Origin of the sequence: Lysinibacillus sp. FSL H8-0500 (assembly GCF_038051955.1) — a bacterium.
Lineage (GTDB): Bacteria > Bacillota > Bacilli > Bacillales_A > Planococcaceae > Lysinibacillus > Lysinibacillus macroides.
In genome coordinates this window covers 3,705,171-3,731,910 of record NZ_CP150292.1, presented here as the reverse complement: position 1 = coordinate 3,731,910, position 26,740 = coordinate 3,705,171, and the positions used below count along the sequence as shown (strand labels likewise).

General features: G+C 37.3%; 28 protein-coding genes, 1 pseudogene and 1 riboswitch. Of the genes and pseudogenes, 26 read left to right on the top strand and 3 right to left on the bottom strand.

Annotated features, from left to right (window positions below; genetic code table 11):
* Positions 1 to 3 precede the first annotated feature (3 nt).
* The 9 genes and pseudogenes from MHB44_RS17835 to MHB44_RS17795 all read left to right on the top strand — a co-directional run bounded on the left by MHB44_RS17835 (position 4) and on the right by MHB44_RS17795 (position 7,918).
* Positions 4 to 1,788: an acyl-CoA dehydrogenase family protein gene (locus MHB44_RS17835; protein ID WP_341300250.1), complete on the top strand. Its 1,785-nt coding sequence runs from the start codon at positions 4 to 6 to the stop codon at positions 1,786 to 1,788.
* Positions 1,789 to 2,123: 335 nt separating this feature from the next.
* Positions 2,124 to 2,480, top strand: a complete 357-nt coding sequence (locus tag MHB44_RS17830) for an arsenate reductase family protein (RefSeq protein WP_341300249.1) — start codon at positions 2,124 to 2,126, stop codon at positions 2,478 to 2,480.
* 80 nt (positions 2,481 to 2,560) lie between these two features.
* Positions 2,561 to 2,941, top strand: a complete 381-nt coding sequence (gcvH, locus tag MHB44_RS17825) for a glycine cleavage system protein GcvH (protein WP_053995041.1) — start codon at positions 2,561 to 2,563, stop codon at positions 2,939 to 2,941.
* 196 nt (positions 2,942 to 3,137) lie between these two features.
* A pseudogene (tnpB, locus tag MHB44_RS17820) lies at positions 3,138 to 4,279 on the top strand (IS200/IS605 family element RNA-guided endonuclease TnpB).
* A gap of 116 nt (positions 4,280 to 4,395) precedes the next feature.
* On the top strand, positions 4,396 to 4,737 hold the full coding sequence (locus MHB44_RS17815; RefSeq protein ID WP_341300248.1) for a hypothetical protein: 342 nt from the start codon (positions 4,396 to 4,398) through the stop codon (positions 4,735 to 4,737).
* Between the two features lie 17 nt (positions 4,738 to 4,754).
* Positions 4,755 to 5,066 carry a thioredoxin family protein gene (locus MHB44_RS17810; protein ID WP_341300247.1) on the top strand — a complete coding sequence of 104 codons (312 nt, stop codon included), beginning with the start codon at positions 4,755 to 4,757 and terminating at the stop codon, positions 5,064 to 5,066.
* Positions 5,067 to 5,122: 56 nt separating this feature from the next.
* A riboswitch (SAM riboswitch) is annotated at positions 5,123 to 5,226 on the top strand.
* An 84-nt stretch (positions 5,227 to 5,310) separates the two neighbouring features.
* A complete protein-coding gene (locus MHB44_RS17805) occupies positions 5,311 to 6,339 on the top strand; it encodes a methionine ABC transporter ATP-binding protein (RefSeq protein ID WP_341302995.1) in 1,029 nt (342 codons plus the stop codon).
* Complete coding sequence (locus MHB44_RS17800; RefSeq protein WP_341300246.1) at positions 6,329 to 6,997, top strand: methionine ABC transporter permease; 669 nt, start codon at positions 6,329 to 6,331, stop codon at positions 6,995 to 6,997. Before MHB44_RS17805 ends, MHB44_RS17800 begins: the two co-directional genes overlap by 11 nt.
* 66 nt (positions 6,998 to 7,063) lie before the next feature.
* On the top strand, positions 7,064 to 7,918 hold the full coding sequence (locus MHB44_RS17795; protein WP_341300245.1) for a MetQ/NlpA family ABC transporter substrate-binding protein: 855 nt from the start codon (positions 7,064 to 7,066) through the stop codon (positions 7,916 to 7,918).
* Between the two features lie 46 nt (positions 7,919 to 7,964).
* Here the strand turns inward: MHB44_RS17795 and MHB44_RS17790 are convergent, their stop codons facing one another.
* Complete coding sequence (locus tag MHB44_RS17790) at positions 7,965 to 8,867, bottom strand: LysR family transcriptional regulator (protein ID WP_053995036.1); 903 nt, start codon at positions 8,865 to 8,867, stop codon at positions 7,965 to 7,967.
* 471 nt (positions 8,868 to 9,338) lie between these two features.
* Between MHB44_RS17790 and sufC the strand changes: the two genes are divergently transcribed.
* The 5 genes from sufC (at position 9,339) to sufB (ending at position 14,590) form a co-directional block, all read left to right on the top strand.
* A complete protein-coding gene (gene sufC, locus MHB44_RS17785) occupies positions 9,339 to 10,124 on the top strand; it encodes a Fe-S cluster assembly ATPase SufC (RefSeq protein ID WP_200908550.1) in 786 nt (261 codons plus the stop codon).
* Between the two features lie 18 nt (positions 10,125 to 10,142).
* Positions 10,143 to 11,450 carry a Fe-S cluster assembly protein SufD gene (gene sufD / locus MHB44_RS17780; RefSeq protein ID WP_341300244.1) on the top strand — a complete coding sequence of 436 codons (1,308 nt, stop codon included), beginning with the start codon at positions 10,143 to 10,145 and terminating at the stop codon, positions 11,448 to 11,450.
* Positions 11,450 to 12,679, top strand: coding sequence for a cysteine desulfurase (locus MHB44_RS17775; protein WP_341300243.1), 1,230 nt, complete (start codon positions 11,450 to 11,452; stop codon positions 12,677 to 12,679). The genes sufD and MHB44_RS17775 overlap by 1 nt, the downstream gene beginning before the upstream one ends.
* Entirely contained in the window at positions 12,669 to 13,094 is a 426-nt protein-coding gene (gene sufU / locus MHB44_RS17770; RefSeq protein WP_341300242.1) for a Fe-S cluster assembly sulfur transfer protein SufU, read from the top strand. Before MHB44_RS17775 ends, sufU begins: the two co-directional genes overlap by 11 nt.
* A gap of 98 nt (positions 13,095 to 13,192) precedes the next feature.
* A complete protein-coding gene (gene sufB / locus MHB44_RS17765) occupies positions 13,193 to 14,590 on the top strand; it encodes a Fe-S cluster assembly protein SufB (protein WP_341300241.1) in 1,398 nt (465 codons plus the stop codon).
* 165 nt (positions 14,591 to 14,755) lie between these two features.
* Here sufB and MHB44_RS17760 read toward each other — a convergent pair whose 3' ends face one another.
* On the bottom strand, positions 14,756 to 15,136 hold the full coding sequence (locus MHB44_RS17760) for a hypothetical protein (protein WP_341300240.1): 381 nt from the start codon (positions 15,134 to 15,136) through the stop codon (positions 14,756 to 14,758).
* Positions 15,137 to 16,189: 1,053 nt separating this feature from the next.
* On the opposite strand from MHB44_RS17760, the gene MHB44_RS17755 reads away from it, so the two are divergent.
* The 10 genes from MHB44_RS17755 (at position 16,190) to MHB44_RS17710 (ending at position 25,000) form a co-directional block, all read left to right on the top strand.
* On the top strand, positions 16,190 to 17,188 hold the full coding sequence (locus tag MHB44_RS17755) for a choloylglycine hydrolase family protein (RefSeq protein WP_341300239.1): 999 nt from the start codon (positions 16,190 to 16,192) through the stop codon (positions 17,186 to 17,188).
* A gap of 319 nt (positions 17,189 to 17,507) precedes the next feature.
* Complete coding sequence (locus MHB44_RS17750; protein ID WP_341300238.1) at positions 17,508 to 18,365, top strand: DUF72 domain-containing protein; 858 nt, start codon at positions 17,508 to 17,510, stop codon at positions 18,363 to 18,365.
* Complete coding sequence (locus MHB44_RS17745) at positions 18,365 to 19,189, top strand: sulfite exporter TauE/SafE family protein (RefSeq protein ID WP_341300237.1); 825 nt, start codon at positions 18,365 to 18,367, stop codon at positions 19,187 to 19,189. Before MHB44_RS17750 ends, MHB44_RS17745 begins: the two co-directional genes overlap by 1 nt.
* Positions 19,190 to 19,224: 35 nt before the next feature.
* Complete coding sequence (locus tag MHB44_RS17740; RefSeq protein ID WP_341300236.1) at positions 19,225 to 20,592, top strand: bifunctional UDP-sugar hydrolase/5'-nucleotidase; 1,368 nt, start codon at positions 19,225 to 19,227, stop codon at positions 20,590 to 20,592.
* A 33-nt stretch (positions 20,593 to 20,625) separates the two neighbouring features.
* Positions 20,626 to 21,735 (top strand): HD-GYP domain-containing protein, encoded by a 1,110-nt coding sequence (locus MHB44_RS17735; RefSeq protein WP_341300235.1) that lies wholly within the window; start codon positions 20,626 to 20,628, stop codon positions 21,733 to 21,735.
* A gap of 23 nt (positions 21,736 to 21,758) precedes the next feature.
* On the top strand, positions 21,759 to 22,556 hold the full coding sequence (gene yunB / locus MHB44_RS17730) for a sporulation protein YunB (RefSeq protein WP_053995024.1): 798 nt from the start codon (positions 21,759 to 21,761) through the stop codon (positions 22,554 to 22,556).
* Between the two features lie 106 nt (positions 22,557 to 22,662).
* Complete coding sequence (gene lipA / locus MHB44_RS17725) at positions 22,663 to 23,580, top strand: lipoyl synthase (RefSeq protein WP_341300234.1); 918 nt, start codon at positions 22,663 to 22,665, stop codon at positions 23,578 to 23,580.
* Positions 23,581 to 23,600: 20 nt separating this feature from the next.
* Complete coding sequence (locus MHB44_RS17720) at positions 23,601 to 23,930, top strand: YutD family protein (RefSeq protein ID WP_341300233.1); 330 nt, start codon at positions 23,601 to 23,603, stop codon at positions 23,928 to 23,930.
* Between the two features lie 311 nt (positions 23,931 to 24,241).
* A complete protein-coding gene (locus MHB44_RS17715; protein ID WP_341300232.1) occupies positions 24,242 to 24,766 on the top strand; it encodes an HAD family hydrolase in 525 nt (174 codons plus the stop codon).
* Between the two features lie 48 nt (positions 24,767 to 24,814).
* Positions 24,815 to 25,000 carry a hypothetical protein gene (locus MHB44_RS17710; protein ID WP_341300231.1) on the top strand — a complete coding sequence of 62 codons (186 nt, stop codon included), beginning with the start codon at positions 24,815 to 24,817 and terminating at the stop codon, positions 24,998 to 25,000.
* A gap of 164 nt (positions 25,001 to 25,164) precedes the next feature.
* Here MHB44_RS17710 and MHB44_RS17705 read toward each other — a convergent pair whose 3' ends face one another.
* Positions 25,165 to 25,431 (bottom strand): DUF3055 domain-containing protein, encoded by a 267-nt coding sequence (locus MHB44_RS17705; RefSeq protein WP_341300230.1) that lies wholly within the window; start codon positions 25,429 to 25,431, stop codon positions 25,165 to 25,167.
* A gap of 88 nt (positions 25,432 to 25,519) precedes the next feature.
* On the opposite strand from MHB44_RS17705, the gene MHB44_RS17700 reads away from it, so the two are divergent.
* Both MHB44_RS17700 and MHB44_RS17695 read left to right on the top strand, forming a co-directional pair.
* Entirely contained in the window at positions 25,520 to 25,972 is a 453-nt protein-coding gene (locus MHB44_RS17700) for a DUF86 domain-containing protein (RefSeq protein WP_341300229.1), read from the top strand.
* The gene (locus MHB44_RS17695; protein WP_341300228.1) at positions 25,969 to 26,718 is read left to right on the top strand and encodes a TIGR01457 family HAD-type hydrolase; all 750 of its coding nucleotides are present in this window, start codon (positions 25,969 to 25,971) and stop codon (positions 26,716 to 26,718) included. The genes MHB44_RS17700 and MHB44_RS17695 overlap by 4 nt, the downstream gene beginning before the upstream one ends.
* The last annotated feature ends 22 nt before the right edge of the window (positions 26,719 to 26,740 follow it).

Sequence of the window (26,740 nt, the reverse complement as noted above, 5' to 3'; positions counted from 1 at the left end):
AAGATGACAGAAAAAACAACGGATTTCATTAAAGGCGGCGGATTTCTTATTGAAGATGTGGAATTAGATCGTGTATTTACACCAGAGGATTTCACAGATGAGCATAAAATGATTGCAAAAACAACAGAGGAATATGTAGCAAACGAAGTATTGCCAGTAGTTGAAAATTTAGAGCATCATGAATTTGAGCATTCTGTACGACTGCTAAAAAGCGCAGGGGAGCTAGGTTTACTTGGAGCAGATGTACCTGAAGAGTATGAGGGTCTTGGCTTAGATAAAGTGTCTTCAGCTTTAATTGCAGAAAAAATGTCTGTAGCAGGTGGCTTCTCCATTACACATGGTGCACATGTTGGGATTGGGTCATTACCAATCGTACTATTCGGTAATGAAGAGCAAAAGCAAAAATACTTACCTAAGCTAGCTTCAGGTGAATTAATCGCTGCTTATGCATTAACAGAGCCAGGTTCAGGCTCAGATGCGTTAGGGGCAAAAACGACTGCGAAATTAAATGAGGCAGGCACACATTATATTTTGAATGGTGAAAAGCAATGGATTACTAATGCAGGCTTTGCAGATGTTTTTGTTGTCTATGCAAAAATTGATGGCGAGAAATTCTCTGCCTTTATCGTAGAACGTGCCTACAATGGTGTTTCGGTGGGCCCTGAAGAAAAGAAAATGGGCATCAAATCTTCATCAACTCGTACATTAGTGCTAGAGGATGCGGAAGTACCTGTTGAAAACCTACTAGGCGAAATTGGCCGTGGGCATGTCATTGCCTTTAATATTTTAAACATTGGTCGTTATAAATTAGGTGTTGGGACAATTGGTGGCTCTAAGCGTGCATTAGAGCTTGCGATTCAATATACAAACCAACGTCAACAATTTAAAACAAAGCTTTCTGACTTCAATTTAACAAAAGAGAAACTATCAACAATGGCTTCTCACTTATATGCATCTGAATCATTAAACTATCGTACAGTAGGTTTATTTGAGGATCGTTTAAGCCAACTAAGCCCTGAGGAGCAAAAGCAAGGAAAAGTTATTGCAGGAGCCGTTGCTGAGTATGCGATTGAATGCTCTATTGCCAAAGTATTCGGATCAGAAACATTAGATTATATTGCAGATGAAGCAGTACAACTACATGGTGGTTATGGCTTTATGGCTGAATATGAAGTAGAGCGTATTTATCGTGATTCTCGTATTAATCGTATTTTCGAAGGTACAAATGAAATTAACCGCATGATCGTACCTGGTACATTTATGAAAAAGGCGCTAAAAGGTGAGCTGCCATTATTACAAGTAGCGCAAAACTTACAGCAAGAGCTGCTAATGTTAATGCCAGAGGATATTGGAACAGAGCCATTAGCACAAGAAAAATATTTAGTGAAAAATGCCAAGAAAATTGCTGTATTAGCAGCAGGTTTAGCAGCACAACGCTTTGGTGCCAAGCTTGATCAAGAGCAAGAGGTATTGGTAAACATTGCGAATATTGCGAACCAATTATTTGCAATGGAATCCGCAGTGTTACGTACAGAAAAGGCAATTGCTCGTGATGGCGCTGAAAAAGCACAGCAAAAATTACTATATACGCAAATTTTCTGCCAAGAGGCATTCGCAGAAATCGAAAAAGAAGCAAAGGATACAATTCTTGCTTCAGCAGATGGCGATGCAGCACGTATGACATTATCGGCATTGCGTAAGCTAACACGCAATAATCCATACAACTTAATCGCCAAGAAACGTGAAGCTTCCGTAAAGTTAATTGAAGCAGAAAAGTATATTGTTTAATTATATGATAATGCGAAACCTAGCTCCCATTTCTTAATAGGAGCTAGGTTTTTTGGGGTGAAGAAGATGACATTGTAAAATGGATAGAGGCTCTAAATAGATGGATAGAAGAGCGAAAGTGACGGATAGAGCTCCAAAAGTAGCGGATAGCCTAAGAGAAACGGATAGCAGCTTTAAATAAATGGATAGAATGGCAAAAGTGATAGATAGAAGCCCGAAAGTACAGGATATTCGGCCAGTAAACCATCATTAGAACCCCCAAAATAAGAGAAGTTCCACCCTTCAAAACACTTATGATGGTATACTACAGAAAAAGACAGTAGAGGAGCATTTTAATGACGATTCAATTTATTCATTATCCAAAATGTACAACATGTAAAAAAGCACAAAAGTGGTTAAATGATCATGATATTTCCTATGAAGAAATACATATTGTAGAGCAAACGCCAACAAAGGATGAAATCACAGCATTCTGGCAAGCGAGTGGGCAACCTTTGAAGAAGTTTTTTAATACATCTGGCATGAAATATCGTGAGCTTGGATTAAAGGATAAGCTTGCTGAGATACCAGAGGAGGAGCAGCTTGAACTACTTGCTTCTGATGGTATGCTCATTAAACGCCCAATTGTGACAGATGGAAAAAAAGTAACTTTAGGGTTTAAAGAATCAGATTTTGAACAAGCTTGGAAATAACCGCATTTCTCCTTGTTTTTATAGGAGAAATATGGCACACTGAAAATGAATCGATTACATATTTATGGAGGGGTTTTGGCATGAGCACACCGAAAGATTTACGATATTCTGAAGAGCACGAATGGGTAAAAGTAGAAGATGGTAAAGTACGTATCGGTATCACACACTTCGCACAATCTGAGCTAGGAGATATCGTATTTGTGGAGCTTCCGCAAGTTGGCGATGAAATCAAAACAGATGATCCATTTGGCAGCGTAGAATCAGTAAAAACAGTTTCTGAACTATACGCACCAATCTCGGGTACTGTTGTTGAAGTCAATGCAGATTTAGAAGATAACCCAGAATTCGTAAATGAATCACCATATGAACAAGCATGGATGATTGTTGTAGAGCCTGCTGATGCATCAGAAGTTGACAAACTTATGACAGCAGAACAATACGAAGAAATGATTGCAGAATAAGACAAGCTATAATCGAAAAACGTCGGCAACTACCGGCGTTTTTTATCGTTTTCCGACAGAAGACGCCCGCTTCAAGGCATGTGTGGGGCGTAGCCGAATACGTAAGGGGCGATAAATGGCGGTTGGTGATAGCCAAAGCCACTCCCTTTCGGTTAAAATAGAAACAAACATTCGGGTAAAGAGGGAGGTGTTTCGTGTGTTGGTCAACAAAGCATACAAATTCCGTATCTACCCAAACAAAGAACAAGAAATCCTCATGGCTAAAACAATCGGTTGTTCGCGTTTTGTCTTCAATTATTTTTTAGCACGTTGGAACGATAAACAGACAAAGGATTCACTTACCATTCATGTTCTGCCGAATTAACGCAGTTAAAAAAAGAATTCGTATGGTTGAAAGAAGTAGACAGCATTGCGCTTCAATCCTCCCTTAAAAACCTTGCGGATGCGTATGCACGATTTTTCAAGAAACAGACTAAAGCACCACGTTTCAAGTCTAAAAACAATAAAGTACAATCCTACACAACAAAGCACACGAACGGCAATATTACGATTGTAGGAAACAAAATCAAGTTACCCAAACTTGGATTCGTCAAGTTTGCAAAAAGTCGTGAAGTTAAAGGGCGTATTCTTAACGCTGCAATCAGACGAAATCCAAGTGGTAAATATTTTGTTTCAATTCTTGTGGAAACAGACGTGCAACCACTAGAAAAAACAGGTTTTTCTGTCGGTATTGATGTTGGTCTTAAAGATTTTGCGATTCTTTCTACTGGAACGGTGTATAAAAATCCAAAGTTTTTCCGTTCACTTGAAAAGAAACTGGCGAAAGAACAGCGTATTTTGTCAAGGCGAAAAGAAATGGCATTGCAGCAAAAGAAGTCGTTAGAGGAAGCAAGAAACTACCAAAAACAAAAGGTGAAAGTCGCGCGCATTCATGAAAAAATAGCGCATGCAAGAACAGACTATTTGCAAAAAATCTCTACTGACATCATCAAAAACCACGATGTCATCGGTATCGAAGATTTGCAGGTGTCAAATCTGTTGAAGAACCATAAACTAGCGAAAGCAATTAGTGAAGCATCATGGTCGCAATTTAGAACGATGTTAGCGTACAAAGCAAAGTGGTATGGCAAACAGGTAGTGGCTGTATCTAAAACCTTTGCAAGTTCTCAATTATGTTCAGTTTGTGGCTACCAAAACAAAGACGTTAAGCATTTAAATCTTCGTGAATGGGATTGCCCTTCTTGTGGCACACATCATGATAGAGATAGGAACGCAGGACAAAATCTGAAAAACGAAGCGATAAGGCTTCTAACCGTAGGAACTACGGGGATAGCCTAATCCATAACTGGCGGTGACGCTGGTGTTCTTAGGAATCTCCCACTTCAATAACTAAGTGGGGGTAGTTCAATATATACTGACTTATAAGTGGGGATGTTTAAAATGGAGGTGGCGTAATGTTCCAGGGAAAATGCTTGATAGTAGAGGGGCGCTCAGATAAGCTTCAGATTAAGCCTATTTTGAAGGAGAATGTTACAATACTATGTACGAATGGTACAATTGGTGTGCATCAATTAGAAGAACTTCTTGATCCGTATGAGGGCTGTGAGCTTTTTACTTTTTTCGATGCAGATACTTCAGGTGATAAACTACGTGCATTAATGGACAGACATTATCCAGAGGCTGAGCATTTGCGTACAATGCCTACCTATAAGGAAGTGGAGACGACACCAAGAAAAGTGTTAGCAACAATTTTATTGCGCGCTCACTTCTCCATCCATAATGAATATATTTTGTAAGTAAGGTTGCGTGAATAATGGAAGAATGGTCAATAAAGCAGTGGGAAACGGCTATACAGTCGGGAGAGCAAGCTGCATTTTATTTATATACGCCGATTTGTGGCACGTGTGCAGTGGCTTCAAAAATGATGTCAATTGTTGAACAATTAGTACCACAACTACAATTAGGCCAAGCCAATATTAATTTTGTCGAGCAGATTGCCTATGAGCATCAAATTGAAAGTGTTCCCTGTTTGCTCGTCTGTAATGGCGGAAAAGTGACAAATAAAATATATGCTTTTCAATCCGTACCATTTTTATATGAATTGTTGAAAAAAGCAATTGACTGAACTTTGCCGGCATGGTAAAGTAACACATAGATTACAAAAACATTAAATATATCGAACTCTTATAAAGAGTGGCGGAGGGAAGTGCCCTATGAAGCCCGGCAACCATCACAGCGTGAAAAGGTGCCAAATCACCCAAAGATTTGTCTTTGAAAGATGAGAGAACGGTTAAACGTATAAGTACGGTAACCCCTTCTGCTTGTCTCTGAGTGAAGGGGTTTTCTATATGAGAAAAGGAGTATTGGCAATGATCCAGCTTCAAAATATTACGAAGAAATATAAAACAGCAAATGGTGAATTAACAGCAGTCAAAAACGTAGACCTCTCTATCGATAAAGGTGAAATTTTCGGTATTATCGGCTATAGTGGTGCTGGTAAAAGTACGATGATTCGCTTATTAAATGGATTAGAGAAACCAACAGCAGGAACAGTAATGGTGAACAATCAACAATTTTCATCCATTAAAGGGCAAAAACTTCGAGCTGCTCGACAAAAGGTAAGTATGATTTTCCAGCATTTCAATTTACTGTGGTCGAGAACTGTTGCCGAGAACATTGCTTTTCCTTTAGAAATCGCGGGTGTTTCCAAGGCTCAACGTGAAGCACGAGTGAAGGAATTGATAGCACTTGTTGGCTTAGAGGGACGTGATAAGGCCTATCCCTCACAGCTCTCTGGTGGACAGAAGCAGCGAGTAGGCATTGCACGTGCATTAGCCAATAATCCAGAGGTTTTACTATGTGATGAGGCAACCTCTGCGCTTGATCCTGAAACGACAGATGCGATTCTTGATTTACTTGTGGATATCAATGAACGCCTAGGCTTAACCATTGTGCTGATTACCCATGAAATGCATGTGATCCGCAAAATTTGTCATCGTGTAGCTGTTATGGAAGCGGGCGAAATTGTAGAACGTGGCGAGGTATTGCAAGTTTTCCAATCACCACAAGCAGCTATTACGAAAAAATTTGTAGCGCAAATTACAGATACAAAGGAAACGCTAGAGACCGTGGCACAAATCAAAGCCAATTATCCAACTGGCCAGCTTGTGAAGCTTATCTTTGTCGGTGAAAATACAGAACAGCCTGTTATTTCACATCTTATTAAACAATTTGATGTGGAAGTTAGCATTGTTCACGGTAATATTTCACAAACAAAGAATGGGGCATACGGTACATTAATTGTACAAGTTGACGGTTCACAGGCAAATGTCGCTGCAGCACTTAATTATTTAAATACAGTTGAAGTACAAACGGAGGTGATTGCACATGCTAAGTAATCTCTTTCCAAATGTAGACTGGGAAAATATGTGGGAGGCTACATATGAGACGCTGTATATGACAGCTATCTCAACGGTTGTAACATTTATTCTAGGATTAGTGATTGGAATCGTATTATTTTTAACAAGCCCCAATCAGCTCTGGGCCAATAAAATTGTCAACTTTTTAACCGGTTCCCTTGTAAATATTTTTCGCTCTATTCCATTTATTGTGTTAATTATTTTATTAATTCCATTTACAAAATTTTTACTTGGTACAATTCGAGGAGCCAATGCGGCATTACCAGCATTAATTATTGGGGCAGCCCCATTCTATGCACGTATGGTTTTAATAGCTTTACGTGAAATTGATAAAGGCGTGATTGAAGCGGCTCGCTCAATGGGTGCAAAGACATCGACAATTATTTGGAAGGTACTCATTCCTGAATCTTTGCCAGCATTAATTTCAGGTATTACCGTAACGGCTGTTGCACTTGTTGGCTATACAGCAATGGCAGGGATTATCGGGGCAGGAGGTCTAGGAAACTTAGCCTTCTTAGACGGCTTCCAACGAAATCGTACAGATGTGACATTAATGGCAACTATTTTGATATTAGTAGTTGTATTTGTGATTCAATGGATTGGTGATTTTATTACCGAAAAAATTGATAAACGCTAAAATGTAGAAGGTTATTCCGGTTTTTACCGCTAACATATTTTTACAAAATAAAAGGGAGTGTTATACATGAAGAAGTTATTAGCAGGATTATTTTTATCAATACTTGTACTAGCTTTAGCAGCTTGCGGTACTGATAAAAAAGAGGATGCCAATTCAGCATCTGATGGGGAAAAAACAGATAGTAAAGAAAATGTAACATTAAAAGTAGGTGCTTCCAATACACCACACGCAGTAATTTTAGAAAAAGCAAAACCGATTTTAGCTGAGCAAGGTATTGATCTTGAAGTTGAAACATATACGGATTATGTATTACCAAACCAAGATTTAGAATCAAAAGACCTGGATGCAAACTATTTCCAGCACATTCCTTACCTCGAGTTACAAATTAAAGACAATGGCTATGATTTCGTGAATGCGGGTGGTGTTCATATTGAGCCAATCGGTATTTACTCTAAAAAATATAAATCTTTAGAAGAGCTTCCAGAGGGTGCAACAATTTTACTGTCTAACTCAGTATCTGACCATGGTCGTATGTTATCATTATTAGAGGCTAAAGGTTTAATTACATTAAAAGAAGGTATTGATAAAACGGCAGCAGAATTAAAGGATATTGAAGAAAATCCTAAAAACTTTGAATTCGATGCAAATACTGCTCCTGAAATGCTAGTACAAATGTATGAAAACGATGAAGGCGATGCGGTTTTAATCAATTCTAACTTTGCCATTGATAACGGCTTAAATCCAATTGAGGATGCTATTTCTCTTGAGGATAAAGAATCTCCATATGTAAATATTATCGCAGTACGCGCAGGCGATGAAACAAAAGAAGAAATTAAAAAATTATTAGAAGTATTAACATCTAAAGAAATCCAAGACTTCATTTTAGAAGAGTGGAAAGGTGCAGTAGTGCCAGTAAAATAATAGTAGATTTTAGAGTACATAAGCCTTAAACTTATGTACTCTTTTTTTATTGGAATTGCGATAGGCGAGAGAAGAAGTTTTTTACAAAGTCTAAAAAAATGATTTCGGATGGGGCAATTTCCCGATTAATAGGTGAAATAATACCAACAGTTCTAGGGATTGTAGGTGCTTGAATAGGCACTTTTACAGTAAAACGAGCCGCTGAATCATAAAGAGAGCTTTCAGGTAGGAGACTGACACCAATGCCGGCAGCAACTAAACCTTTCAATGCATCCAAGTCCTCTCCTTCGGAAATCACATTTGGTAAAAAGCCCGCAGCACGACAAGCATCCATCGCTACTTTATGCAAAATATAGCCATCTGGAAATAACACAAAGAGATCATTTCTTAACTCTGCAAGCTGGATACTTTCTCTTTTTGCTAATGGGTGATTGGCTGGGAGTAGGGCTGCGATATTTTCAGTAAATAATATAGTTGATTGTATGGATTCATCCTTAGGGGGAAGCGGTCCTAAAAAAGCCAAGTTTAAATCGCGATTTTTAACAGCCTCAATTAAAAAGCGATAGGAGCCCTGCCGTAGCTGGAATTGTAAACCAGGATATTCGCGTTTAAAGGCAGAGATAACGGTTGGCAGTACATAGCTCGCTAAACTTGTAGGAAAACCAATTTTGATGGAGCCTTTAGCAGGATCAAGATACTCCTCTACCTGCTTGGCAGCAAAATCAATCGCTTTTAAAGCTGTAATCGTATGCTCAAGAAATATTTTTCCGATCGGTGTTAATTTTACATTGCGGCCAACACGTTCAAACAGGGGTGTGCCTAATTCATCTTCGAGATTTGCGATTTGCCGGCTTATGGCAGATTGTGCAACATGGAGATGCTCAGCGGCCTCTGAAATATGCTCACGTTCAGCAACCTCGACAAAATAGCGTAATTGACGTAACTCCACTAACATTTCACCTCTATTAATCTAAAAATAAGATTGATTTTATTTTAATTATAGTATTTAAGACGAAAAATGACTATTAATGTTTACATATCGATTTGAGCATAAAGCCAAAATATTTGTTTCCTTAATTGATTTCATTATCGTGAAAAAGGTTATAGTATAGATAGCGTTATCTATGTATTTTTGTTATAAAACCGCTACAAGTAGCCCTTTTCACGAGGTTTTCACTATGTAGCTAGATGAAATTCATTCTCAATTAGAAGTGATTTATTGAAAATGAAGGAACGTTATTCTCATTGATAAGTTTGACAAGTAATCAACTGAAATTGCTTACAAAGTCTTTATTTTTCAAGATTTTATTTAAGAAAATTGAAAGTGATTGAAATGGTTTGCATAGAGAACGATTTTCAGTTAAGATTAGAATGATGATAATTAAGGAATGGCAATCCATTCACTGAACACTATGGAGGTATTTTCATGTCAACTTTAGTAATTAAAGATCTTCACGTTGAAATCGACGGGAAAGAGATTTTAAAAGGCGTAAATCTTACAATTAATACAAATGAAATTCACGCAATTATGGGACCAAACGGCACTGGTAAATCAACACTAGCATCCGCTATTATGGGCCATCCTAAATATGAGGTAACTTCAGGTACAGTTGAGCTTGATGGTGAAGATGTGCTTGAAATGGAAGTAGACGAGCGTGCTCAAGCTGGGCTATTCCTAGCAATGCAATATCCTTCTGAAATTGCAGGTGTGACGAATGCTGATTTCTTACGTTCAGCAATTAATGCACGTCGTGAAGAAGGCGATGAAATTTCATTAATGAAGTTTATTCGTGAACTAGATAAGAACATGGAATTCCTTGAAATGGATGAAGATATGGCACAACGTTACTTAAATGAAGGATTTTCTGGCGGTGAGAAAAAACGTAATGAAATTCTTCAATTAATGATGATTAAGCCAACGTTTGCAATTTTAGATGAAATTGACTCTGGTCTTGATATTGATGCATTAAAAGTTGTATCAAAAGGTATCAATGCTATGCGTGGCGAAGGCTTTGGCTGTTTAATGATTACGCACTATCAACGTCTATTGAATTACATTACACCAGACCATGTACATGTAATGATGCAAGGACGTATTGTAAAATCAGGCGGTGCAGAGCTTGCACAACGTTTAGAAGCAGAAGGCTATGACTGGATTAAAAAGGAATTAGGCATTGAAGAAGAAACAGAAGAACAAGAAGCATAAGAGGGAGGACGAACTAGCATGACAGTGGAACTTAACTTGCCTGTAACAGTACAGGACGTGCGCTCGTTCTCAGAAGCAAATGGTGAACCAGCTTGGTTTACAGAGCTTCGTGCGGCAGCACTAGACAAAGTAACTGGTTTAGACTTGCCAAAACCAGATAGAACAAATATTACAAAATGGGACTTTGTAAATTTCCCAACACATACAGTTCATAGTGAGGCATTTTCTTCGCTAGATGGATTACCTGAAGAAGCAAAAGGTTTAATTGACCTAGAAGCACAGGAAAACTTATATATTCAACGTAATAATACACCAGCTTATTTAAAAACATCACAAGAGCTTACTGATAAAGGTGTTATTTTCACCGATATTTTAACAGCAGTTCGTGAACATGGTGAGCTTGTGCAAAAATACTTTATGACAGAGGCAGTTAAAGTCGATGAGCATAAATTAACAGCACTTCATACAGCGCTTGTTAATGGTGGTGTATTTGTGTATGTACCAAAAAATATAGTGATAGAACAACCATTACAGGTGATTTTCCTCAACGATCATGCAGAAGCTTCACTTTATAACCATGTTTTAGTCGTAGCAGAAGCAAACGCTGCTGTAACATATGTTGAAACATATATTTCAACGGTGGAAGAAGCAAAAGGTCAAGCGAATATTATTTCAGAGGTAGTTGTTCAAGATAATGCACAGGTAACATATGGTGCAGTAGATGTACTTGCTAAAGGCTATACAACCTATGTAAATCGTCGTGCACGACTAGCACGTGATGGAAAAATAGATTGGGCTCTTGGTTTAATGAATGACTCGGATACAATCTCTGAAAACATTACACACTTAGTCGGTGACGGTTCTCATGCTGATACAAAAACAGTAGTAGTTGGTCGCGGCGAACAAAAATTGAACTTCACTACGGAGGTTCGTCATTGGGGTAAAAACTCCATCGGGCATATTCTAAAACATGGCGTTATGAAAGATGCAGCACAATCTATCTTTAATGGTATTGGCTATATTGAACATGGCGCAACAAAAGCAGATGCACAACAAGAATCACGTGTATTAATGCTGTCAGAAAAAGCTCGTGGGGATGCAAACCCTATTTTATTGATTGATGAAGATGATGTAACAGCAGGACACGCAGCCTCTGTTGGTCGCGTAGACCCATTACAGCTTTATTATTTAATGAGTCGTGGGATCTCGAAAACAGAAGCAGAGCGCCTTGTTATCCATGGATTCCTTGCGCCAGTTGTTACGCAATTACCAATTGAAGGCGTTCAAAAGCAACTGACGGAGGTTATTGAAAGGAAAGTGCGCTAATGATGAATAAAGATATTAAAAGCTACTTCCCAATTTTAAATCAGGATGTAAACGGTCATCGACTAGTTTATCTTGATAGCGCAGCAACGTCACAAAAGCCTGTTCAAGTGATTGAAGCCATAAAATCTTACTATGAATTTGATAATTCCAATGTGCATCGTGGTGTTCATACATTAGGAAATCGTGCTACTGATCGCTATGAAGGTGCACGCGAGAAGGTTCGTAAGTTTATTAATGCAACGTCAACACAGGAAATTATTTTTACACGTGGGACAACAACATCTTTAAATACAGTAGCAGCAAGCTATGGCCGTGCAAATGTTGCGGAAGGTGATGAAATTGTTATTACCCAAATGGAACACCATTCCAATATTATTCCTTGGCAACAATTAGCTAAAGAGAAAAATGCAACTTTGAAATATATTGAGCTAGAAGCAGATGGCACTATTAGTTTAGAAAAAGTACGTGCAACGATTACACCTCAAACAAAAATTGTTGCAGTCTCAATGGCATCAAACGTACTTGGTACGATTAATCCAATTAAAGAAATTGCGCAAATTGCACATGCTAATGGTGCGGTTATGGTTGCCGATGGTGCACAGGCAGCCCCACATATGAAAATTGATGTGCAAGAGTTGGATGTAGATTTTTTAGGGTTCTCAGGACATAAAATGTGCGGACCGACTGGAATAGGTGTACTATATGGTAAAAAAGAACACCTTGAAAAAATGGAGCCAGTTGAATTTGGTGGCGAAATGATTGACTTTGTTGGGCTTTATGACTCAACGTGGAAAGAATTACCGTGGAAATTTGAGGGCGGTACACCTATTATTGCAGGTGCAATTGGTTTAGGTGCTGCGATTGATTTCTTAACGGATATTGGACTAGATAAAATTGCAGAGCATGAGCATAAGCTTGTAGGCTATGCAATGGATCAGCTTGAAACAATTGATGGTTTGAAAATTTTCGGCCCACGTGACCCAATGAAGCGCTGTGGACTTGTAACATTCAACCTAGATGATGTACATCCACATGATGTAGCGACAGTTCTGGATATGAATGGCATTGCTATTCGTGCAGGACATCACTGTGCACAGCCATTAATGAAATGTCTTCAGCAAGTAGCAACTGCACGTGCAAGCTTCTACCTTTATAACACAGAGGAAGATATTGATCGTCTAGTTGCGGGGTTACGTTCTGCGAAGGAGTATTTTGGCGATGTCTTTTAATAATTTAGATCAACTATATCGTTCTGTTATTATGGATCACTATAAAAACCCTCGTAACAAAGGGTCTTTAGAGGGTGATGCTGTAACAATTGATATGAACAATCCGACATGTGGCGACCGTATCCACTTAACATTAAAGGTGACTGATGGCGTTGTGGAGGATGCAAAATTTGATGGGGAAGGCTGTTCTATCTCCATGTCCTCTGCATCCATGATGACACAGCTTATTAAAGGAAAAAAAGTAGAGGAAGCATTAGAGCTTGCCGATATTTTTTCTAAAATGATGATGGGCGAAGAGTACGGTGATAAATATGACCTTGAGGATGTTGAAGCACTACAAGGGGTTTCACAATTCCCAGCACGTATTAAATGTGCCACATTAGCTTGGAAGGCAATGGAGAAAGGCGTAAAGTAAAAAAATTTCTTGTGAAAGAGTGAAAGTACATGCTGCTTTCACTCAAGGCAAGGATCGAATATCTTGAGAAATACAACTCAATGAACGGAGGAGAAACGATGGCTAAAAAAATGCCTGATATCGGCGATTACAAATACGGTTTCCATGACAAGGACGTATCAATTTTCCGTTCAAAACGTGGTTTAACTGAAGAAATCGTCCGTGAAATTTCAAATATGAAACAAGAGCCAGAATGGATGCTAGAATACCGTTTAAAAGCTCTTGAAACATTCTATGCAAAACCAATGCCACAATGGGGTGGCGATCTGAGTGACTTAAATTTTGATGAGATTACGTACTATGTAAAACCATCAGAAGCTACACAAAGATCATGGGATGAAGTACCTGAGGAAATCAAAGCTACTTTCGATAAATTAGGTATTCCAGAAGCAGAGCAAAAATATCTAGCAGGTGTATCTGCGCAATATGAATCAGAGGTAGTGTATCATAATATGAAACAAGACCTTGAAGACCTTGGTATTGTCTTTAAAGATACAGACTCAGCGCTACGTGAAAACGAAGATATTTTCAAAGCACACTGGGGTAAAGTTATTCCTTACACTGACAATAAATTTGCTGCACTGAATTCAGCAGTATGGTCAGGTGGCTCATTTATCTATGTACCACCAGGTGTTAAGGTAGAAACGCCATTACAAGCATACTTCCGTATTAACTCTGAAAATATGGGTCAATTCGAACGTACTTTAATTATTGTGGACGAGGGTGCACATGTACACTATGTTGAAGGCTGTACAGCTCCTGTTTACACAACAAACTCTTTACACTCAGCAGTCGTAGAAATTATCGTGAAAAAAGATGCTTATTGCCGTTATACAACGATTCAAAACTGGGCGAACAATGTCTACAATCTTGTAACAAAACGTACAGTTGTTGAAGCAAACGGCACAATGGAATGGATTGATGGTAACATTGGTTCGAAATTAACAATGAAATACCCAGCATGTATCCTAAAAGGTGAAGGTGCTCGTGGTATGACATTATCCATTGCCTTAGCAGGTAAAGGGCAACACCAACATGCTGGCGCAAAAATGATCCATATGGCACCAAACACATCTTCAACAATCGTGTCGAAATCGATTGCAAAACAAGGTGGTAAGGTAACATATATGGGACAAGTTCGCTTCGGTCCTAAAGCAAGCGGTGCACGTGCCAATATTGAATGTGATACGCTCATTATGGATAATGAATCAACGTCTGATACGATTCCATACAACGAAATCTTTAATGATAATGTTTCTTTAGAGCATGAAGCAAAAGTTTCAAAAGTATCGGAAGAACAATTATTCTATTTAATGTCACGCGGTATTTCCGAAGAAGAAGCAACAGAAATGATCGTAATGGGCTTTATCGAGCCATTTACAAAAGAATTACCAATGGAATATGCCGTAGAGATGAATCGACTTATTAAATTCGAGATGGAAGGCTCTATTGGCTAATAAGACTCAACCCTTGCCACATAAAAATTTGTGGCAAGGGTTTTTTATTGGAATTAGGTGTGTATAAATAAATGAAACTGATTATCTAGTGAATACTAGTAATGGGATGGGCTATATAAAATTGCATGCTTATGCCAAGATGTGAAGAAAAGATGATTAAATCTTCTATAAATGCTGCAGGAACTCCTCAGCAGTTTCTGTTGGGAGGACATGTAAAGAAACAACTTGGGCAATGTTAAGTACGATATGATTTGCCTCCATAATAACTCTACCAACTTTGTACTTGACATTTGCTAGGAGAATTGTTTTATCTAAATTAATGAATTCACCATTCCTCCTCCTTTCATCACTACTTTGGAGTGATAAATAATAAATATGTTTAATCAGATTACTAGTATCTGTATAAACGGCATCTGAGTTATTAACAGTAATTTGAGTTCCTATAAAAACATCATTAGATGTCACTATGCACAAAGAATTGCCCTGAAATACTTTAATATCTGATATTGAATTTAATGCGGAGATTGTTTCCATAAGGTTAGCCATGATTTATACCTCGTTTCTTATTAATTATTCACAAAATAGTCTTTTATTACGCCAAAATTATTAATAAAATACTGATCATCTCGGCAATGAATGTAAATAGCGCTAATGTGACTTATTCAGCGCTTACCTAAAATATATTTTAATGATTAAGTAAAAAGTATATAGATAGTATAGGACCAATAATAGCCAATATAACTAATAATAAATTAATTGGCTGAGTGGCTTTTTTAGGATGAATTGGCTCTGGTTGGGGCTCTACTATTGTTTCGTATGAGGGAATATCTTCCACGTAAGTATCTTTTATAGCGGTATTGTTAATTACAATATTCTCATTCAGAACTGAATTGCAATATTGACAAATATATAGACTTATTCCATTTCTATCAACTTTTTTATAAGAATTTGTGGCTAAGCATTTCTGGCAATCTCTTACTATATAAACCTCTCTTCTTTTTCATCATACTATTACCATTTTAGGAAAATAAACATTTATTGTATAGATGAAATTAACTAAAAGCTACTAAGATTAACACTCCAAAAAACCACAGGAACTCTTTTTATTGTTAGCCATGTTAAGTATATCTACCTGTTTTACAACATATTAATTATAAGCATTTTCATTTTATAAGCTATAAACACCTACAGTATATTTTTATGGATTTGATAAATCGAAAAAGTCAACCGACAAAAGTATGGATTTTTATATCAATCTTATTTTCACCTATATTTCCTAAATTAGTATTAATTTAGTTAAAATATGGCTTAAATAGGTATAATATACTATCGTAAATAATAAAACCGTCAGAGAAATGGCGGTATGTATGGCGTGATATGGCGGGATTAATGGAGAACGGTTAAATATTTCTAAGAAAATGGCGGTCAGCCCGTCAAAAAAGTGGCGTAGATTCCCTATTGAGTTCCCATTATTAGCAATGATAGGATAAATGTAACTCGAGTAGGTTTATTCGCTATAGCACAGTAACAATTTATAGTAGCTTTTATAGAACATATTTTCTAAATAAAGGGGTCGTTTTCATGTTAGGTTGCAGTAGTTTGTCAATTAGTACAGCAGATGAAAATCGTTTATTCGCAAGAACAATGGACTTTACAATGGAGCCAGATAGTAAAGTGATCATTGTGCCTCGTAATTATGGAATTCAGCTACTAGAGAGTAATGAGGAGGTTATAAACAATCCATATGCATTTGTTGGAATGGGAAGTACTGAGATATCCTCACCAGTTGTCTATGATGGTGTAAATGAAAAGGGATTGATGGGGGCAATGCTGTACTATGCAACATTTGCGACATATGCAGATGAAGCAAAGCCAGGCACAAGAGGAATTAATCCAATTTATGTTGTAGCACAAGTATTAGGAAACTGTGTAACAATAGATGATGTTGTTGATAAACTAGCCTCGTTTACATTATTGAATGAGCCAAATGAAATACTTGGTTTCACACCGCCGTTACATTATACGTTTACAGATGCTTCTGGTGAAACGATTGTGATTGAACCAGATAAAACAGGGATTACTGTTCATCGACCTACAATTGGGGTAATGACTAATAGCCCTGGCTACGAATGGCATCAAACAAATTTACGAGCTTATATTGGTGTTACACCGTATCCTCCAGAGGACATTACAATGGGAGATTTAGAATTGACTCCGTTTGGACAAGGAGCTGGTGGTTTAGGATTACCAGGAGATTTTACACCATCTGCTCGTTTTCTTCGGGTAGCTTATTGGAAGAAATATACGCAACAGGCGAAGGATGAAACAGAGGGTGTTACAAATCTATTCCATATTCTATCCTCGGTTAATATTCCAAAAGGTGTTGTTCTGACAAAGGACGGAAGAACGGATTATACGATTTATACATCAGCTATGTGTGCACAAAGCAAAAACTATTACTTCAAACTTTATGATAATAGTCGTATATCAGCCGTTTCTTTACTAAACGAGGATTTGAATGGCACAGAGTTAATTACCTTTGAGTGGGAACGTACGCAAGATATCAAGCAGTTGAATAAAGTAAATGTAACAAGTTAATGATTTGACACTATGAAATAATGGCATGCTTGCAGTTTAGTCTCGTATGTAAAATATAGGTAGGAAATCACTTTATGTTGTCAACATAAATAGAGTGAGTTTTCTATTACAAGCCCTTCCAATCCTATCGAGATGAATTGGAAGGGTTTTTTATTCATTTATACCAAGACATCTCCTCTACCTTTTGTAAAATGGTGTCTATGTTTAGTTGTGATGGATAACATTTTAAAATCAATAGCAAACCCTACGGAGCATTGATATTTTTTAGATATCTTGCAAAACTGTATGCTATGATTATATAGAGAGAGGAGGGTGTCACATGATTGTAGTTGGCTTAACAGGTTGGGGAGATCACCCTTCACTTTATAGTGGAGTGACTACCTCAAAGGACAAATTATTTGATTATACAGGACATTTTTTAACGGTGGAGGTGGATACCTCTTTTTATGCCATACCATCGAAAGCGCATGTTCGTAAATGGTGTGAGGATACACCAGAAAATTTTCGCTTTGTGGTAAAAGCCTATCAGGGCATGACAGGGCATTTGCGTGGTGACTTACCGTTTGAAACGAGAAATGATATGTTCAATGCCTTTATTGAATGTGCCAATGAGTTTAAACGTTATGGTAAATTAGGGATGATTTTGGCTCAATTTCCACCTTGGTTTGATTGTCAGGCAAAAAATGTTCAATATTTATTGTATATTCGGCAGCAGCTTAAGGATTTTGAGGTGGCGATCGAGTTTCGCAATCAAACTTGGTATGCAGATAAAGTAGTACAACAGACGATGGATTTTTTACGGGAGCATCAATTTATCCATACAGTTTGCGATGAACCACAGGCTGGCGTAGGCTCAGTTCCCTTTTACCCTGTTGCAACTGCCTATAAGGTGCTTGTACGTATCCATGGTCGTAATATTCATGGATGGCGAAATACAGGGAATGCTGAAAATTGGCGTAAAGTTCGCTTTTTATATGATTACAATAAAGAAGAACTACAGCAACTTGCACAAAATATTCAAAAGCTACATGTTGACGTCAAGGATTTATTCATATTATTTAATAATAATTCAGGGCATCATGCGGCGAAAAATGCCAAGGAGTTACAAGAGATTTTGAATATTAAGGATGATGGATTAGCGCCTAAACAATTAAATATATTTGAAGGGGAACTATAATGGCATTTATTTTATTAGTGATCATTGCATTATTTGCCGGTCTTATTGGTGCATTGGTAGGGCTGGGTGGAGGCATTGTGTTAGTGCCAGCTACCTTATATATTGGTTTGAATTTAGGCATGATACCAGATATAACACCTCAAAAAGTCGTTGGTTTATCCGTGATTATGATGATTTTTACTGGACTTGCTTCAACATTAAGCTATATGAAATCAAAAACGGTAGATTATAAAAGTGGCTTTATATTTTTTATTGGGAGTATTCCAGGAACAATCCTTGGTGCATGGGTAAATAAAGGGTTAGACTTACCTTCATTCAATTTATATTTCGGTATTTTATTAATTATTTTATCAATTATTTTACTTGTTCGTGATAAATTAAAACCTGTTAAATGGTTTGTTAAAAATGGCACACCGCAAACATTTATAGACGCTGAAGGGAAAAAATATGTATATGGTTATCCTATTTGGTTTGCCATTATCTTTTCATTTGGGGTAGGCTTTGCTTCTGGTTTGTTTGGTATAGGTGGTGGCTCAATGATTGTGCCAGCGATGATTATTTTATTTTTATTTCCACCGCATGTCGCAGTGGCAACATCAATGTTTATGGTATTTTTAACGTCTATTGTTAATTCCGCCAGTCATATTTATTTAGGTCATGTACCATGGCTCTATACCATTCCTGTTATTCCAGGCGCCTATTTTGGTGCTAAACTAGGGGCAGCATTAAACAAGAGAATTAAATCTGATACACTTGTACTAGCCCTTCGAATTATTTTATTATTATTAGGAATTCGTTCCATCATTGAAGGTATATTAGCTTAAAATAGGTAGTAGCTAATTGAAGTGAGGTGGCTTAAATGCTTGAAAAAATCCATATTTTTCACACAAATGATTTGCATAGTCATTTTAAGTATTGGCCACGGATGCAAAGCTATGTGAAAGAGCAGCGTAGGAGGCTGGAAAAGCTAGGGGAAACAAGCTATTTGTTTGATGTTGGAGACCACCTAGATCGTTCAAATATTTATACAGATGCCACTGTCGGCAAGGGCAATGTGCAATTGCTAAACGAGGCGCATTATGATGTTGTAACAATCGGTAACAATGAAGGCATTACATTGTCCCATCAGGAGCTCTTTCACCTATATGATGAGGCAGAGTTTGAGGTTGTTGCTGCTAATCTTTATGCAGCTACTGGCAATAACCCAGTATGGCTGAAGCCCTATATCATTTTAACAACCCAACAAGGAACCAAGCTCGGGGTCATTGCTGCAACAGCTATGTTTGAAGTGTATTATGAGGAATTAGATTGGCAGATGGACGAGGCACGCAGTACGCTACTACGTTTAGCCCATCAGCTGCGTAAAGAAGTAGATATTGTTGTCTGCTTATCGCATTTAGGTATTACAGAGGACGAGCTATTAGCAGAAGAGTGCCCTGAAATTGATGTGATATTTGGCTCTCATACACATCATGTCTTTCCTGACGGTAAATATATCAATGGTGTTTTATTGACAGGTGGAGGCAAATTTGGGCAATATATTGGACATTTAACAATCATATACGATAAAAAAATTAAAAAAATTGTAAAAAAAACGGATATCTTAATGCATAACAAGGATTTGCCAATTGTGCAAAATGAGCAAGATATTGTACAATTTTTAGAGGATGAAGGAAAAAGAATCTTGAATACCCCAGTGTTTGTAACGGAGAAATCCTATAATAAGGAATGGTTTCATTACTCACAGCTTTCTGATTTATTTGCACATGCTATTTTAGAAAAAAGCGGGGCAGACTGTGCCTTATTTAATGCGGGGATTTTTTTAGATGGTCTTCCCAAAGGAACAGTAACAGCATTAGATTTACATCGAATTTTTCCACATCCCATTAATTTATGTACAATTGAATTATCTGTTGCTGAAATGAAAGAAATTTATCTGCAATCTAAAAATGAAGAATGGCCCTATATTGAATTAAAAGGATTAGGATTTAGAGGCGTTATTTTTGGGAAAATATTGACATATGGATTTTCAATGAATGAGGATCGGCAATTGCTGATGAATGGTAAATTAGCAGATGAAGATCGTATTTATAAACTCGTGACATTGGATTTATTTACATTTGGTTATTTTTATCCAAGCTTTAAATATGCAAAAAAACAATATATTTTACCTGATTTTTTACGAAATATTATGAGAGATTATGGTCAAAGATTCTTTCAGCAGTAAAGAGAGCTTGAAGAATGGATTGGGGAAGAAGTCATGCGATTAATTTCAATCGATGTATTAAAAGAAGGTATGGTTTTAGGAAGAACTATTTGGAATGAGGCAGGTCATCCTCTTTTAAAAAAAGATGTTATTATAAATGCCCGTATTATGCAAAGGCTTCAACAGTTAAATATACATTATTTATATATTGATGATGAAATTTCTAAGGGTATTGAAGTTGAAGAAACAGTGCCGCCTGCTATTCGCAATAAAGCAGTTACAACGATTAAAAGTTCGTTCCAATCAATGGATGGTTGTAATCCAGTAAGTGCTTCTTATATTTTAGATCAGCAGTCCAAAACAATTGTTTCTATTGTAGATGAGCTACTTTCAGTAGTAGGTGGAAATGATGAAATTTTAACAGTACTAACAGATGCTTATTTATTCGATGAATATTTATACCAGCATTCTTTCCAAGTAACACTGTACTCTATAGCTATTGCAAAGGAGCTTGGTTATTCTGTCGAGGATTTACGCTTAATTGGTATTGGGGCTTTATTGCATGATGTTGGCAAGCTAATGGTGCCAAAGGAAATTTTGACAAAGCCAGGTCGTTTAACAAATGATGAGTTTAAAGCAATGCAAATGCATGCTCGTTATGGCTTTGATTTATTACGGAATTTACATTCTATTTCATTACTTGTGGCACACTGTGCTTTTCAGCATCATGAACGTATTGATGGTAGCGGCTATCCACGAGGTCTCGTAGATTTTGAGATTCACCCATTTGCTAAAATTATTGGTGTGGCAGATGTTTTTGATGCTGTCACAACAAATCGGGTCTACCGAGAAAAAATGCTGCCCTCACAAGGGTTAGCCATTGTAGAATCAGGTTCTGGTACACTTTATGATCCACGCATTGTTAAAGCTTTAAAAAGAGCAGTTGTTCATTATCCAAATGGTGTGATCTTAAAATTATCAGACGGTCGACGTGGGATTGTCTCAAAGCAAAATACATTGGATGCCGCATTGCCATGGATTCGCATTTTTGAGGAGCAAAATCAAATGCTGACAGCTACATATGAAATTAATTTAGTGGATTATCCAGCTGTTATGATTGAAAGTGTTGAGACGGATTATGTGGCGCCTCCAAAAGTAGAATAAATTGCTCCTCCTGTTCATACGTTATGGAACAGGAGGAGATTTTTTTGTTTTTCCCTCGAAAAAGAATGAAATTACGCTCTTATAGCAAAAGGGGAGTACGTCTTAATCGCTTAACGATTTTAATTGTAAGTCTAGTTATTTGTCTGATCTTATTTATTTATTACTTAAATGAACGGCTTATGCCAACCTATTTGCAATATGCTGAAGTACAAACGAATAAAATTGCCTCTTATGTTGTTAGTAAAGCAATTAATTCTCGTACTTCAAATGTTTTAGATGTCAATGATATTATTGAAGATATTCCACCAGGTGCATCTAATATGATGACGACAAAGTTTAATACAGAAATTATCAATCGTGTTCGAGCTGAAACATTAGAGCTTGTGAAAATGTACTTGGAGCAGGCTGAACAAGGGGATCTTGCTCATTTACCTGAATTAGAAAATGTAGAATATGATATGAACAGAATTCAAGAAGGGGATGGTATCGTCTTTTTTGTACCATTGGGTCAGGCTGCCAATATTCCTTTACTGGGAAACTTAGGACCAAAGATTCCAATTCGCTTTCATGTAATTGGGAATGTCCATAGTGAAGTCACCGCATCTATCGAAGAATTTGGTATTAATAGTGCCTATGTAGAGGTTGGTATTCATATGGAGGTAAATGTCCAAATTATTGTGCCATTTGCCAGTAAATCGACAACCGTGTCTCAAAACATCCCTGTAGCGATGGGCTTAACAAGAGGCCCCGTTCCGAATATTTATACAAATAGTACGGATGCACCTCAGCCTTCCATTGAAATACCTGTCCCTTATAAGTAGAAATGTATGCTGTGATAGTTGTTGGAGCTCCTTTAATATGTTACATTGACAACAGTGAAGATAGTGACTATAAAAAATGTATATTTTCGATAGGGGCGATATTTATATGACATCTTGTAAACCTACAAGTAAAGAAGAACATTTACGAAAACCAGATTGGTTAAAAATAAAATTAAACACGAATGATGAATATAAAGGGCTTAAAAAGCTGATGCGTGAGAAAAATCTGCATACAGTATGTGAAGAGGCTCGTTGTCCAAATATCCATGAATGTTGGGGAGAAAGACGTACAGCCACAATGATGATTCTTGGCTCTGTTTGTACACGCGCTTGTCGATTCTGTGCAGTGAAAACAGGTTTGCCAAATGAATTAGACTTAGCAGAGCCAGAACGCGTTGCCGATTCAGTAGCCATTATGAACTTAAAGCATGTTGTAATTACAATGGTAGCTCGTGATGATTTAAAGGATGGTGGAGCGCAAGTTTTAGCGGAAACAGTACGTGCCATTCGCCGCAAGAGCCCATTCACATCTGTTGAGGTCCTGCCCTCAGATTTAGGCGGTGTGGAGGAAAACCTTCAATTATTAATGGATGCGAAGCCAGATATTTTAAATCATAATATTGAAACAGTACGCCGTTTAACACCAAGAGTACGTGCGCGTGCAAAATACGAGCGCTCTTTAGAGTTCCTTCGTTTAGCAAAAGAGATGCAGCCTGATATTCCAACGAAATCTTCATTAATGATTGGCTTAGGGGAAACACATGAAGAAATTTTAGAAGTAATGGATGATTTACGCGCAAATAATGTGGATATTATGACAATTGGTCAATATTTACAGCCGACAAAAAAACATTTGCCTGTTAAAAAATATTACTCCCCCATAGAATTTGGTAAGCTACGTAAGATTGCGATGGAAAAAGGTTTTAAGCATTGTGAAGCTGGTCCACTTGTACGTAGTAGTTATCATGCAGACGAACAAGTAAATGCTGCAACAAAAGAGCGTCAGTTACAAGCAGAGCTTTAAGCGAAAAAGGCGGTGTCACTTTGATCATAGTTGAAGGAATAGAATATGAGCTTATAGAAGAATATCGAGATGCCTTTCAGCAGGAAGTTCTTCAGGAAAGATATTCCGATATATTAGCCAGATATGATTATATCGTAGGGGATTGGGGCTATAATCAATTACGTTTAAAAGGCTTTTTTGATGATAAAAATCAAAAATCGACATTCGATACGAAAATAAGTACACTACAAGATTACTTATACGAGTATTGCAATTTTGGCTGTGCTTACTTTGTTTTGCGCAAAGTAGGGAAAGTAGTAAAACAGCCTGAAGCATTAGCGCCCACTGATAATGAACCATTAACGGAATAATTGATAAAAACCTGATGTGATAAGCATCAGGTTTTTGTTTATCTATAGATATATCAATGGACGATAGCAAAGTAAGCGGATTTAACAGGTGGATAGAATAAGAAAAGTATCGGATAGAAGCCTGAAATAGAAGGATAGCTAGCCAAGTGGAGAATAGAAAGCCCAAACAGATGGATAGAATAAAAAAAGTATCGAATAGAAGCCCAAAATAGAAGGATAGCAAAAAAGTATCAATTAGAATGCTATAGAACTATCGAGCTGTATTGTTTTTTATACAGAGGGCAAAGTTAGGAATAAAGGGTGTGTTGTCTATGAAAAGAGCTGTATTTTTGGATCGTGATGGTGTGATAAATGAGGTGCTAACCGATCGAGTAAAATTTGTTAATAAGCCTAAGGATTTTTATTTTTTACCGAAAGTGCCTGAAGCTATCAAGACATTAAATCAGCATTTTGATTATGTTTTTGTTGTAACTAATCAGGGCGGCATTGGCTTAGGGTTTATGAAGGAAACAGATTTACAGAAAATACATGCATATATGATAAAGGAGCTCAAGAAAAAAGGAGCAGTGATTCATGACGTTGTTTATTGTCCACATAAGCCTAAATCTGGCTGTGCGTGTAGAAAGCCTAATAGTAAATTAATTGAGGATCTAGGAAGGAAATATAATGTAGATTTAGCACAATCCTATATGGTAGGTGATACGGACACAGATATTATTGCAGGGAAGCGGGCAGGCACAAAGGGCGTATTTTTAGGTGAACAAGACCCGTTAGCAGATGCTGTTTTTTCTGATTTACTAAGTGCTACTCAATGGATCATTAAGGATGCTATATGATAATAAGTATAATTCATGGAAAAAAGCACAGTTTATAAGTAAGAGGTGATGAAATTGACAAAGGAAAAGCACAATAAAAAAACAGTAGATCGAGAAGAGTACGGGTATGGTTTTGATATTAGTGTAGATGATTTAGCTGTTATTGGACAAAATCAGCAAGCTAAAAAGCAACATAATAATGAAAATAAAGACAAACCGCATAATACAGATAATCCATCAACCCTTAATCAATAGTAAGACATCAAAAGATTTCGCAAATGCCTCTTGGCTAGCGGAATTTTTTTGTATCTCTATAAATATTTCCATTTTATAGATAGTGATTGCAGCATCGATGTGAGACACCTATGTAGTAGTGAAGGCTTAATTATTATCATACAAAAACACCCTGTAAAAGGGTGCTAGTTCAGTAATTCACGTAAATATTCACGAAGTTCGACTGTTTCTGCTTCTGTGCGATTGTAGATATGTTCTAAGTAACCAGGCTCCTCTACATCATCGGGACCGATAATGGCAAAGCGGCCAAATTGAATATCCATTACAAGCACCTTCCCAAAGAAGCGGCCTGATTGTAAAATTGCTAAATCATAGCGTAATCTTTCTCCAGCAAAACTGACAAAGCGTGTTTTTGTATCTTCTACATCATCATATAAAAAAAAACGTTCCATCTTTTAATCTCCTTCCAGTCCTATAGATATGGTACTATAGAAAAGAAAAGACTATCAACTTTTAATGATTTGAATGGGGGCTTTCCTTGTGTATTTTGTAGATCGTAATAAAATCACAAAAAATTTACAGTACTTAGATGAGCTATTAGTTATTTTGGAGACAGAGGATCAATGGCTTCAAAATGATATAAAGAAATTAGCGATTGAGCGTATTGGACATAATATTATGGAATCCATGATGGATGTAGGGAACTTAATGATTGACGGTTTTATTATGCGCGACCCAGGAAGCTATGAGGATATTATTGATATTTTAGTCGATGAAAAAGTCGTAGCTGCTGAAATGGAGGCGCCATATAAAGCAGTTGTTGGCTTACGCAAAATGCTTGTGCGTGAGTTTATCGATGTAGATAGCCAAGAGGTTGTCCATGTCCTAACAGCTAACTTAGCAGCATTAAAGCAATTTTCACCAGCAGTCCATCATTATTTAACAAATGAATTAGGACCAGTTTCGGCATTTTTGCCAGAGGATCATCAATGAAACAATATAAGGCCTATTGCTTTGATTTAGATGGCACTGTCTACCGTGGCAAGAAAGGAATAGCTTCTGCGGTCACTTTTATTCAGCGTTTACAGCAAGCAGGACATGAGCCGTTCTATGTAACCAATAATGCTTCTAAGACGCGGGAACAATTACAAGAGGCTTTAATGGCTGTGGGTGTCCATGCACCATTAGAGCATATTTATTCAAGTGCATTAGTGACAGCGAAATATGTAGCCATTCATTTTAAAGGCAAAAAAGTAGCTATGATGGGGTCAGATGGTCTTCGTCAGGCGTTACTGGATGCAGGAATTGAGCCTGTAGAGGATGAGCCAGAGATATTTGTGATGGGCATTGATCGTAAGCTTGATTATTTGGCACTTGCAAAAGCTGCGCTCTTTGTCCAAAAAGGTGCAATCTTTATTGCAACAAATCAAGATATAAAATTCCCAACAGAATATGGCTTCTTACCAGGTAATGGCTCTTTTGCCCGCCTAATAGGCGATGTTGCAGATGTGGAGCCTATCTATATTGGTAAGCCATCATCTGCCATACTAGAGGTAATCGCTACAGAACATGGCTTTTCTAAGGAAGAGATGGTGATGATTGGCGATAACTATGACACAGACATTATGTGTGGTATTAATTTTGGCTGTGATACAGTCCATGTCAATACAGGTGTTACGTCAACAAAGGTTGTGCTAGAGAAAGAGCAGCAGCCTACATATATAATAGATACATTATAATAAAAGGATGTTATGCGAAAAA